Source organism: Staphylococcus sp. HMSC068G11 (genome assembly GCF_001815825.1).
Classification (GTDB): Bacteria; Bacillota; Bacilli; order Staphylococcales; family Staphylococcaceae; genus Staphylococcus; species Staphylococcus epidermidis.
On record NZ_KV822062.1, the window covers coordinates 22,181 to 34,820 of the forward strand.

The following is a 12,640-nucleotide window of genomic DNA, read 5'->3' on the forward strand; positions in this document are numbered from 1 at the left end:
TTACAATTGAATCCATAAATATATGATACCTATCGCTACTGTATAAATAATAGCCATAAATATACGGTGACTAAGGACATTAATTTTAAAAAGTAATAAAGCAATACCTGCCTCATAAAATAAAACTATAATTAGTGTTTTTAAGTAGAAAAGAATGCTTAATGGTTGATGCATAAAAAGGCTAATCATCAATAGCATGAGCATCAGTATGACCACATGTACACTGATATAAGTCAAGTATAGTTTAAGTTGACTATAAGGTGCCAAATATAATCTTCCGAGAGGTGCGTTCTGTTTAAGACGTTGATGTAATAGGATTTGTATAACACTTACAAAGATGACGACAACAAATACAATGCCAATTGAAATGGATTGATGAGCATGTTTATTGATAGCTACACTTTTTATTTTAGATTGAGGTGTATGAGAATAATAAGATTGTTTCACTTTATCTAAGGATTGTGGTTGTTTCATATCATCAAGATGTTCATGAATAATATTAGGGATTTGTTGTTCGTATAATGATCGACTGATTATTTCCATAGCAATATGTCCTATAAAATCATCTCTGCTATATAATGGAAGAGTCTTATTTAAATCATTATCTTTAAGGTGTTTTGAGAAATCCTTAGGTATTTCAAGGCTTGCAATGACTTCTTTCTTTTTTACCAAATCATCAATATAAAAATCATCATGAGATAAATGTTTTACTGTTACATACTGATTTTGCTCTATATCTTTAATTAATTTTTTCGAAGCGGAACTATGGTCCATATCTTGAATGGCGATAGGTATTTTAAAATTTTGCTGAGCCAATTTTTGTCCTAACCATAGAGTTCCTAAAGCGATTAGTATCGTGCTAATAAGAAACACATATTGTAACCATTGTTTCTTAATGACGAGTTGAATGTATGGTTTCATCGGCGATACCTCCATACTAAAACAATGATGAATAGTATCAATAGTGTAATAAAACTTAAATAAAATGCTGGATGTGTGTCTAAAATATAGTTATTGAGTGTTATTTCTAACATTTGATTAGTAACCAAACTAAATGGTTGTGCAATGATTACATCATTAAGCATGTGTTTAAAGAAGATAGTAGGGATAATTATCCCAGAAAAAATAACGATAACAAAGCTAAGTAATAATTTGAGTAGAAAGTTTATCCATGAACGAGTAATTAAGTCTATAAGTAATAAGCATAGGACGAGTAACGTAATAAGTGAGTTGTAAAGCTACCGTTGGCCAATTGTATTTTTCAAATGGGGCATTTAGAGCATGAGTAATCCAGATAAAGCCAATAAATGCCCATATGAGTGAATAAAACCATGCAATGATACCTCGAACTATCGTGAGCTTTTCAAAGGAAAAATGAAACATTTGCAAGCGTTCTTTGAGTGCAGTTTCTTGATTCATTTTTAGTACTGTATAAAGTGATAAACACAATATAAAGATAGACAAAAGAAATCCAGTGACTACATAATAACTACTGGTGTCATAAATATGTATGGGTTCAAAATTAAATGAACCTGAACGATTTAAACCGGTAAATAACATATCAATCAATGTCATTGCTACGTCTTCATTTGAAGGATCTTTAGCTAATTGATTAAAGCTTAGCACACCGCCCATTGATAACATTAAACGGTCATAAACTGAGCGTGTTAATTGATTAACCACGACACTGTTACTTGATTGTTCATCATATGTATAAATAGTTATAGGAAGGCTACCATCTTTATAAAAAGTATCGGTCATACCACGGTCGAAGACAAAGTATCCTTGTAATTGATTCTGTTTAAGCAGATGTTGCGCTTGATTCTCATTATAAGTTTTGAGAGCAGCATTTTTGCCAAGATTGTTGCCTTTACCCACAGTGTTTAAAATTAGTTTTGTTTCTTTAGAATGATCTTTATCAACGATACCAATATTAAATTTTGAATCATTTTGATTAATGTGCTGGATAGTTGTTAAAGTTACGATGAGCGTCAATAATATCAATATTAAATATAAAAATAGATACCACTTTTTAAGTAAAAATGAGTGGTATATATGAAACAATTTGAAAGATTTCAAGTGACCACTCCTAGCGAATTCAAGATAAAAGGGGTGAGACTATCATTCGTAAAGTTTTAATTGAATGTGAGTCCCACCCCGTGAGATTAACCAGTATATGACCTACCTTTTATAGGTGGTGAAAGTCATTGTCGTTCAATCGCTTAGCATTCTATGAATTAATCATCTAGCTTTTTAAAGACTGATTTGACAATGTCTTTTTGTTTATCCTTAATTTCATCTGATAATTTATCTTTATCTTTCTTAGATAATGAATTAAAGTCCGTTGCATTATCGGTATTAAAATCAATGCGCTCTTTAAGTTTTGAATTAGCATTGATAACAATATTAATAGGCTCTTCGTCTAGTTTAAATCCAATATTTAATGTTTGTTTTTGAAGATTATTTTTAGCGTCTGTTTCTAAATTGTCTTCATAATTTACTTTATAATGATCGATAGCATTATCGATAGTAATAGTTCCAGTATCTTTACGTTTTGAATCTTTTACGCTCTCTTTATTATTTAAATGAACATTTAGACGTTCATAGTCTACGTCACCACTATATTTATAGTCATCTTTATAATGCTTTCCATCTTTCTTAGAAGATCCTTTAATGTTATGTGTGTTTCCATCACTAGTTACTTTATAATCGACTTCGATATTGTCATCTATCACATTCGTGCCTTTGATAGTAGTTTTTTCACCGTCGCTATCAGTAATTGTGATGTTACGTTTTAGTATTTGATGCTTTTGTTGGTAGATAGTTGATTTAATTTTTGGAAATTCTTTAGTTTGTTTATCTTGAGCATCTTCAAGTTGCTCTTCGATTTCTTTTTTATACTCTTTTTCATTAATGCTTGATAAACGTTGTAATTCTTTATCATTTTTAGCTTTTTTTAATGCTGCGACAGTGATTTTTTTAGCTTTATCACGACTTATATTTAAAGTGATAGGTTTTAAATTTTTTGTTTCACCGTCAATTTTAACTTTTTCTTTTTTACCTTTTTCAAAGTCATCATCTTCTAATTGATCGATGACTAAATCTGTATATCGCTTAATCAGTTTTTCAACATCTTCTTGTTGAGAATGAACAATACCCAATTTATTATTCAGATCAAAGTTTGCATTTGAAAGTCCCTCTTCTTTATAGTCAGAAGGATCTTCATCAAAGATTTGAGCAGCTGTTTCTAATAGTTCTGAGTTTTTGACGCTATACTTTTTCTTGAATAAGGGTGATTCGAAGAATTGAGTTGAATCATTTGCTGTCCATTGGAACTTACCAATATCTTTATCTAATATTTTAGGTGATACGCTCATGATTCCTTTATTTGATTTTGGATCATGACCGATAGTTCCAGTTATTTTAGAACTATCTAAAATAGTTTTAGGTAAACCAAGATCTTTTAGATATTCCTTAGATGCATTAGCATGTAGATCATACGTATTAACATATGAATTATCTTTTAATTTTTTTTGGAATTTCTTTTCGTTACTAAAACGATGATCAACATAAGATTTTACATTTTTAGCGGTCTTTTTTTCGCTCAGTAAATATGCATTTTTAGGTGTATTTGTTACAAAGGCATATACACCCCAAGCAATCCCCAAAAGAATGATTAATCCAAGTACGATAGGCACTATAACTTTAATTTTTTGAGACATTAAATATCCTCCCAAATTGTGTCTATGTCTACATATCTATATTTTTATTTTTCTTTAATTTTAAATTCTTTAGTACCCACTTTTTCGTTATTGCTATGATTTGGATCTTTAACTTCAAGTGTTACTGGTGTTTTAGTGTCTTTCAATTTAAAGAACATAACACCTTTTACTTTTCCATCTTTGTTAATTTTGTTATCCATATCTTCTTCATATTTTTCCTTTAAATCAGTATCATATCCACCGCCAATTTCTAATCTTCTCTTAACATCTTTAGAATTTTGATAAATATCAAATGATTCGATAAATGCTGAAGATGCTGTTAAATCTTTGTCTTTTTTATTTTTAACACCATAGATGATAGCGATACTTGGTTTCTTGTCATCATCGTACTCAGATGCTTTGACAGTTTTGGCTTCTAAAATTTCAATATCAAAATTGTCTGTTGTTAATTTATCATTTTTGAATTTCGCTGTTGTTTTATCTTCATTGTCATTTTTGTCTACAGAAACGCTATCTGTAGAATTAGATGAAGAATCATTTTTAGATTCGTCATTTTTGTCCCCACATGCTCCTAAAATGAGTGTTGACGCAAATAATAGTGCTAATACTTTTTTCATTATTAATATCCTCCCGTAAATAAGAAATAAAATAAATATTTAAATGTAAAATATCCTAATAATAATTCAATATAATAATATAATGGATATTTTCGATATTAAGTATATCATTTGTATTGATTAATAGTAATACTTTTATTTAAATATTCTATGAAATCTATAGAATTGCCAACATAGAAGATAATTAAAATATTGTTAGTATTTATATATTTTTTTATAATTTTGTTTCATTTAATTTAGTTAAACTTTTTCTGCTTATATTCTCTAATAAAAACACTTCAGATGATAATTGAATTTAAATTCATTTAAAGCGTATCAACCAAGTTTTTAAATATAGACATATGTACTTTTTATCGTAGATATTTATAAGAATATTCATTTCACTTTATTCTCTTAATTGAAAATAATTATCATTTATATTGACAACTGTATGTGCCTCGTTTAATATAATTCTCAAATCGTAACAATTACGATTTGTTTTATGCAATTATTTTAAGTTATTGATTTTTATGAGGTTAATCATTTTTATTAACAATTTAATTTAAAAATTTACAATAAAAAGGAGTGTTTTATGCAACGTCAAGTGGTCGAATTTTCAAAATATAATCCATCTGGAAATATGACAATTCTTGTTCATTCAAAGCATCAACCGAGCGAATACGCAGCGATTGCACATCAGTTGATGGCGACAACACATGTGTGTTGTGAACAAGTAGGGTTCATTGAATCAGTAAACTATGAAAATGGGGATAACTATCACTTGGTAATGAGTGGAAATGAATTTTGTGGTAATGCGACTATGTCTTACATTCACTATTTAAAAGAACGTTTATTGATACAGCATCAACAATTTCAATTAAGAGTTTCGGGATGTTCTCATCCTGTAGAGTGTAAAGTTCATTCGCAACATTATGAAGTGACTATGCCAAAAGTACATCAAGTTAAGGAAAGATTTGTGAAATTAGGGGACCAACAGTTTAAAGCATTTGAAATTAGATACGATACATACATTCATTACGTGTTGATGTGTGATGGTGTAGATTTAGCAATGAAACAGCGCGTGGAAGATTTTGTCAGTGCGCAAACATGGCATCAACAATTTAAAACGATTGGCGTCATGCTTTTTCAACAAGATAAACAATTCATATATCCACTGATACATATACCTAAAATAGATAGCTTAATCTGGGAAAATAGCTGTGGTTCAGGAGCGGCTTCTATCGGTGTGTTAGTTAATTATCTAACAGATCATGATATTCAAGATTACCTAGTTAACCAACCCGGAGGCAGTATTATTGTCTCATCCAGAAAGTCTGGACAAAATGAATACCAAACAACGATTAAGGGTCAAGTTTCAACTGTCGCAACAGGACAAGCATATATAGAACAGGAGACAATGACGCAAATATGAATGATCATACAAAAATAGAGAACCAATTACAATATTATTTAGAACAATTTACGTACTTACATCAACTCGTTTTGGAAGATAGTCGGCATATTGTTGATTTAGAAAATTTGATTGATGAATACAGTCAATGGATACTTCAACCTTTGGCAGAGCATCACTATTTAACATGGAACGATTTAGAAACAAAAATGAGCTTAACCAAGAAGCTTCAAGAGGTATCAGCAAAATGTGTGAAACAAGTAGAAGTCATTCGCGCACAACGTTTGTTGAATGGTAGGGCGACCACGTCAGGTTATTTCGAAAATATAGAGCATTGCATTAATGAAGAATTCGGAAGATGGCAAATTGGAAAAAATGACAAATTATTACTGATTGGTTCGGGAGCATATCCTATGACATTGATTCAAGTTGCTAAAGAAACTGGCGCTGCGGTCATTGGTATAGATATAGATTCGGAAGCAGTTGATTTAGGGCAACGTGTCGTCAATGTACTAGCGCCAAATGAAGATATCGTTATTAGTAATCAAACAGTTGATCAATTAGAAGACATCCAATCTGTGACACATATTATATTCAGTTCGACGATACCTATCAAATATGACATTTTGAATGAACTTTACACATTGACGAATGATGAAGTTGTTGTAGCTATGCGATACGGTGATGATATAAAAGCATTGTTTAATTATCCATCTCAAGCAACTGACGAAACACAGTGGCGATGTGAAGAACTACAAACACGACCGAAGCAGATTTTTGATATTGCACTTTATTGTAAAGTGGCATCAAAAGTTGGTGTTGAACATGTCTAAAATATTAATGGTTGGTAGTGGACCGGTCGCTATTCAACTTGCTCGACTATGTCATTTACATGGAGAACATATAGTTGATATGGTGAGTCGCGTTCATGCATCAACCAAATCTAAGAGAGTCTTTGATGCTTATCAACGTGACGGCTTTTTTTCAGTAATGACTCAAAATGATGCACATCAGTGTTTTTCAGGTAAGTTTACGGTTAGACATTTTTTTAAAGATGTTAAAGATATTACTGAATATTATGACGTGGTGATTTTAGCATGTACTGCCGATGCGTATCGACCGATATTACAGCAATTATCTAAGTCCACATTAAAGCGTATTAAGCAAATCATCTTGGTCTCACCAACATTAGGATCACATATGCTTGTTAAGCAATTACTATCAGATGTTCAATGTGAAGGTGAAGTGATTTCATTTTCCACTTATCTAGGCGATACCCGAATATTTGATAAAGCACAACCACATTGTGTCCTAACCACACGAGTTAAATCAAAATTATTCGTAGGTTCGACTCAATCTCAGTCTATGACGTTGTGTAAGCTTAAGTCTTTATTTGACTATTTGAATATAGAATTAACAACGATGGACACACCACTACATGCGGAGATACATAATAGTTCACTTTATGTACACCCACCATTGTTTATGAATCAATTTTCATTAAAGGCGGTATTTGAAGGGACGAAAGTACCAGTATATGTATATAAGCTATTTCCAGAGGGTCCAATCACAATGACCTTAATACACGAAATGCGATTAATGTGGCAAGAAATGATGATGATATTAAAAAAATTAAAGGTACCTTCGGTCAATCTTCTAAAGTTTATGGTGAAAGAAAACTACCCTATACGTTATGAGACCATGCGCGAAGTAGATATTGAAAACTTTAAAAATTTACCAGCTATTCATCAAGAGTATCTACTTTATGTGCGATATACAGCAATTTTAATCGATCCGTTTTCTAATCCGGACGATCAAGGTGCATATTTTGATTTTTCTGCCGTACCATACAAACATGTTGATACTGATGAACAAGGAGTCATACATATACCACGCATGCCGAGTGAAGATTATTATCGTACTTTGATAATTCAAGCGATTGGAAGAGCATTAAACGTTGCAACACCGATGATTGACACATTGTTATTACGTTATGAAAATACTGTTAAACAATACTGTGACACACATTTACATCAACAACTATCAAGGCAATTCGAATTACATCATTTTAAACAGGATTTAGCGTTAGTGACGAACTACTTAACTTTTTATAAATAAAAAACGTAATGATATAAGTTTACATATTTTCGAAAAGAAAGAGGAAAGCAATGAATAAACTCACAAAACTAAGTACAGTCATTTTTGTATCTGGAATTATTTTAGCCGGTTGTGGAAATAACAAAGAACTAACAGAGAAAAAAGAGAATAAAGTATTATCATATACAACTGTCAAAGATATTGGAGATATGAATCCCCATGTTTATGGAGGTTCAATGTCAGCAGAAAGTATGATTTATGAGCCGTTAGTTCGCAATACCAAGGATGGTATTAAGCCATTATTAGCAAAAAAATGGGACATTTCACCTGATGGTAAGACATATACGTTTCATTTAAGGGATGATGTATCTTTTCATGATGGTACGAAATTTGATGCAGATGCAGTGAAGAAAAACATCGATGCAGTACAACAAAATAAGAAACTACATTCATGGTTAAGACTTTCAACACTGATTGATGATGTCAAAGTTAAGGATAAGTATACGATACAACTACATTTGAAGGAAGCTTATCAACCTGCGTTAGCAGAACTAGCTATGCCACGACCATACGTTTTTGTATCGCCTAAAGATTTTAAACACGGCACAACCAAAGATGGTGTGAAATCATTTGACGGTACAGGACCATTTAAAATGGGTGAACACAAAAAAGATATATCTGCAGAGTTTAATAAAAATAATCAATATTGGGGAGAAAAGGCAAAATTAAATAAAGTAGAAGCAAAAGTTAAACCTGCAGGAGAAACAACATTTTTATCAATGAAAAAAGGAGAAACCAACTTTGCTTATACAGATGATAGAGGTACAGACAGCTTAGATAAAGATAGTTTAAAACAATTAAAAGAAACCGGAAGCTACCAAGTAAAACGTAGCCAGGCTATGAATACAAAAATGCTTGTTGTTAATTCTGGTAAGAAAGATAGTGCAGTCAGTGATAAAGCAGTCAGACAAGCATTAGGTCACATGGTAAATAGAGATAAAATAGCTCAAGATATTTTAGACAAACAAGAAAAGCCAGCCACACAACTATTTGCTAAAAATGTGACAGATATAAACTTTAATTTACCAACAAGAACATATGATAAGAAAAAAGCGCAAGCGTTATTAGACAAGGCTGGATGGGTGCTTTCAAAAGATCGACAAGTTCGTCAAAAAGAGGGCAAAGATTTGAATCTTAAGTTGTATTATGACAAAGGGTCTTCCAGTCAAAAAGAACAAGCTGAATTCTTAGAAGCAGAATTTAAGAAGTTAGGTGTACAACTAGATATAAACGGAGAAACGTCAGATAAAGTAGCTGAACGTCGTAGTTCTGGTGATTACGATTTAATGTTTAATCAAACATGGGGGCTATTATATGATCCTCAGAGTACATTAGCAGCATTTAAGACGAAAACGGGATATGAAAGTGCAACATTAGGTATTAAGAATAAGACACAACTGTACAAAGATATTGATGATGCTTTCAAAATTCAAGATGCAAAGGCACGTTCAAAAGCGTATCAGCAAATTTTAAAACAAGTTGACGATGAAGGTGTCTTTATTCCAATTACTCACGGCAGAATGACTGTTGTTGCACCTAAAGATTTACAAAAATTATCCTTTACACAATCACAATATGAGCTTCCATTTAATGAAATGCAATATAAATAAAGGAGCGTCGTCATGGTTAAATTTATTATGAAACGTCTTACGCTCATGATTCCATTATTAATTGTAGTGACTTTTATGACTTTCATGATGACCTATCTCACAAACGAAGATCCAGCAGTAACAATTTTACATGCCCAAGGAACACCTAATATAACAGAAGATTTAATAGCTGAAACTAAAGAAAAATATGGATTAAATCAACCGATATTCACGCAATATAAAAATTGGCTTGTTGATGCCTTGCAGTTTAAATTTGGAACGAGTTATATCACAGGGGATCCAGTATCTGAGCGTATGGGTCCAGCGTTTATGAATACATTAAAACTCACTTTGATTTCCAGTGTGGTGGTGATGATAACATCTGTTGTTCTAGGCATAGTGAGTGCTTTGACTAGTGGTCGATTTACAGATCGTGCTATACGTTCAATAGCTTTTCTACTAACAGCTCTGCCTTCATATTGGGTAGCTTCAATATTAGTTATTTATGTATCTGTAAAACTCAATTTATTACCAACTTCAGGACTCACAGGTCCAGAAAGTTATATTCTTCCAGTCTTTGTTATTACGATTACCTATGCAGGAATTTATTTTAGAAATGTCCGACGATCTATGCTTGAACAATTAAATGAAGATTATGTTTTGTATTTAAAAGCTAGTGGTGTACCTCGTCTGACAATGTTGCTGCATGTATTACGTAATGCATTACAGGTAGCCGTATCTATTTTTTGTATGTCGATACCAATGATCATGGGAGGTTTAGTCGTTATTGAAAATGTATTTGCGTGGCCAGGTTTAGGACCATTAAGTGTTAAAGCGATTACTGAACATGATTTTCCAGTAATTCAAGCATACGTGCTCATTGTCGCGGTGTTGTTTATTCTTTTTAATACACTTGCAGATATCATTAATGCAATATTAAATCCGCGTTTAAGGGAGGCAATGAAATGATTGTGTTACGTCGTCTATTTCAAGATAGAGGTGCCATAGTTGCTATAGCTATTATTACAATCTACGTAGTGCTTGGAGTTTTAGCTCCTTTAATTACATTTTATGAACCGAATCACATTGATACAGCAAATAAATTTGCTGGTATAAGTTGGTCTCACTGGTTGGGGACAGACCATTTAGGCCGGGACGTATTAACACGGATAATATACGCCATAAGACCTAGTTTGTTATATGTATTTGTCGCATTGATTATTTCCGTTGTGATAGGAGCGATACTTGGGTTTATTTCAGGTTATTTCCCAGGTTATATCGATGCAATAATTATGCGTATATGCGATGTGATGTTAGCTTTTCCAAGCTATGTGGTGACATTGGCATTGATTACGTTGTTTGGCATGGGTGTAGAAAATATTATTATTGCGTTTATATTGACTCGATGGGCGTGGTTTTGTCGCGTGATTCGAACCAGTGTAATGCAATATATTGAAGCTGATCATGTAAAATTTGCCAAAGTAATTGGTATGAATGATTTAACAATCATTCGCAAACATATTTTGCCACTAACCTTTACTGACATAGCGATTATTGCTAGTAGTTCGATGTGCTCAATGATATTACAAATGTCAGGATTCTCGTTCCTTGGATTAGGTGTTAAGGCACCTACAGCCGAATGGGGGATGATGCTTAATGAAGCACGAAAAGTAATGTTCACACATCCTGGAATGATGATGACAACAGGTGTGGCTATCGTCATAATTGTAATGGCGTTTAACTTTTTATCAGATGCTTTACAAATGGCGATTGATCCTCGTATGTCCTCTAAAGAGAAACGACTGGCATTGAAGAAAGGTGTGAAAGCACATGACATTGCTTAAAGTAGCGCATTTAAGAATTAAGGACACATGGTCAGATGAGACACTCGTTGATAACGTGAATTTCACAGTTCAATGTGGTGAAACATTAGGTATTATTGGAGAAAGTGGAAGCGGAAAATCGATTACTTGTAAAGCATTAATAGGTTTAAATGCTCAACGTTTATCTGTAAGTGGAGATATCTTTTTTGAACATCAAAATTTAAATACAATAACTGAAAAGCAACTACGCAAAATTCGTGGTAAAGATATTGCTATGATTATGCAACAAGGAACACGAGCATTTGATCCTTCAACTAAAGTGGGGAAGCAAATGATTGAAACTTTGCGTGCACATACGACATTATCAAAGCAACAAATAAAACAAGAACTCATTCATTATATGACGTATATGAAGTTGAAAGATCCCCGCTCGTTATTAAAAGCATATCCCTACATGTTGTCAGGTGGGATGCTTCAACGTATGATGATTGCACTAGCATTGGCATTGAAACCTAAATTGATTATTGCTGATGAGCCTACCACAGCATTAGATACCATTACACAATATGAAGTCATCAATGCTTTTAAAGATATAAAACAACATTTTGATTGCGCCATGATTTTTATATCTCATGACCTCACAGTGATTAATAAAATTGCAGATCGTGTTGTAGTTATGAAAGAAGGTCGCGTGATAGAAGAAGGTCGAACAAATATGGTATTACAACAACCTCGTCATCACTATACAGCTTATTTATTATCTACTAAAAAGACAATTCATGATTATTTTCAGTTAGTGCTGAGGGGTGATTTCAATGCTTAAGGTTCAAAATGTTATTAAATTTTATGGAAAAAAATCAATATTTCGTGGTAAACGTATTCCTGTAGTTAAAGGCGTGTCATTTGATTGCCCCACTGGTGCATCAATAGCAATTATTGGAGAAAGTGGAAGTGGAAAGTCTACGTTGAGTCGTATGATTTTAGGACTAGAAAAACCAGATCAAGGACAAGTGACGTTGGACGGTCAGCCTGTTCATTTAAAAAAAGTGAGACGTCATCGAATTGCTGCGGTTTTTCAAGACTATACTTCTTCTTTGCATCCTTTTCATACTGTCAAAGATATTTTGTTTGAAGTAATGAATCAGTGTCGATGTACATCAAAGGAGAATATGGAAGAGTATGTAACAGCGTTACTACGTGAAGTAGGGTTAAAATCTGATTGTTTGTATTGTTATCCACATATGCTTTCAGGTGGAGAAGCACAGCGTGTAGCTATTGCACGTGCGATATGTATGCAACCAGATTATATATGGTTCTGTTGCAAAGTTGAATTTATAGTATA

General features: G+C 32.6%; 11 protein-coding genes and 1 pseudogene. 8 read left to right on the forward strand and 4 right to left on the reverse strand.

What is annotated here, in order from left to right; all coding sequences use genetic code 11:
• From HMPREF3058_RS12080 to HMPREF3058_RS02710, 4 genes and pseudogenes are all read right to left on the reverse strand, one after another.
• Positions 1-921, reverse strand: a complete 921-nt coding sequence (locus HMPREF3058_RS12080) for an ABC transporter permease (RefSeq protein WP_002491279.1) — start codon at positions 919-921, stop codon at positions 1-3.
• Positions 918-2,079 (reverse strand): annotated as a pseudogene (locus HMPREF3058_RS02700) (ABC transporter permease). The gene HMPREF3058_RS12080 and the pseudogene HMPREF3058_RS02700 overlap by 4 nt, the downstream one beginning before the upstream one ends.
• A gap of 158 nt (positions 2,080-2,237) precedes the next feature.
• Positions 2,238-3,722: a DUF6583 family protein gene (locus HMPREF3058_RS02705; protein WP_002491267.1), complete on the reverse strand. Its 1,485-nt coding sequence runs from the start codon at positions 3,720-3,722 to the stop codon at positions 2,238-2,240.
• A 44-nt stretch (positions 3,723-3,766) separates the two neighbouring features.
• On the reverse strand, positions 3,767-4,339 hold the full coding sequence (locus HMPREF3058_RS02710; RefSeq protein WP_070731116.1) for a DUF5067 domain-containing protein: 573 nt from the start codon (positions 4,337-4,339) through the stop codon (positions 3,767-3,769).
• Positions 4,340-4,910: 571 nt separating this feature from the next.
• Here HMPREF3058_RS02710 and cntK point away from each other — a divergent pair.
• From cntK to HMPREF3058_RS02750, 8 genes are all read left to right on the forward strand, one after another.
• Entirely contained in the window at positions 4,911-5,750 is an 840-nt protein-coding gene (gene cntK, locus HMPREF3058_RS02715; RefSeq protein WP_070731119.1) for a histidine racemase CntK, read from the forward strand.
• On the forward strand, positions 5,747-6,562 hold the full coding sequence (gene cntL, locus HMPREF3058_RS02720; RefSeq protein WP_002495334.1) for a staphylopine biosynthesis enzyme CntL: 816 nt from the start codon (positions 5,747-5,749) through the stop codon (positions 6,560-6,562). Before cntK ends, cntL begins: the two co-directional genes overlap by 4 nt.
• A complete protein-coding gene (gene cntM / locus HMPREF3058_RS02725; RefSeq protein WP_002495333.1) occupies positions 6,555-7,847 on the forward strand; it encodes a staphylopine biosynthesis dehydrogenase in 1,293 nt (430 codons plus the stop codon). The genes cntL and cntM overlap by 8 nt, the downstream gene beginning before the upstream one ends.
• Positions 7,848-7,897: 50 nt before the next feature.
• On the forward strand, positions 7,898-9,496 hold the full coding sequence (gene cntA / locus HMPREF3058_RS02730) for a staphylopine-dependent metal ABC transporter substrate-binding lipoprotein CntA (RefSeq protein ID WP_002494027.1): 1,599 nt from the start codon (positions 7,898-7,900) through the stop codon (positions 9,494-9,496).
• A 12-nt stretch (positions 9,497-9,508) separates the two neighbouring features.
• The gene (opp1B, locus tag HMPREF3058_RS02735) at positions 9,509-10,444 is read left to right on the forward strand and encodes a nickel/cobalt ABC transporter permease (RefSeq protein WP_002446854.1); all 936 of its coding nucleotides are present in this window, start codon (positions 9,509-9,511) and stop codon (positions 10,442-10,444) included.
• Positions 10,441-11,319, forward strand: coding sequence for a staphylopine uptake ABC transporter permease subunit CntC (gene opp1C / locus HMPREF3058_RS02740; protein WP_002446855.1), 879 nt, complete (start codon positions 10,441-10,443; stop codon positions 11,317-11,319). Before opp1B ends, opp1C begins: the two co-directional genes overlap by 4 nt.
• Entirely contained in the window at positions 11,306-12,121 is an 816-nt protein-coding gene (locus HMPREF3058_RS02745) for a staphylopine uptake ABC transporter ATP-binding protein CntD (RefSeq protein ID WP_002487499.1), read from the forward strand. Before opp1C ends, HMPREF3058_RS02745 begins: the two co-directional genes overlap by 14 nt.
• Positions 12,114-12,640 (forward strand): ABC transporter ATP-binding protein (locus HMPREF3058_RS02750; protein ID WP_070731124.1); only part of this gene is annotated, 527 nt, incomplete at its 3' end. The genes HMPREF3058_RS02745 and HMPREF3058_RS02750, both read left to right, overlap by 8 nt.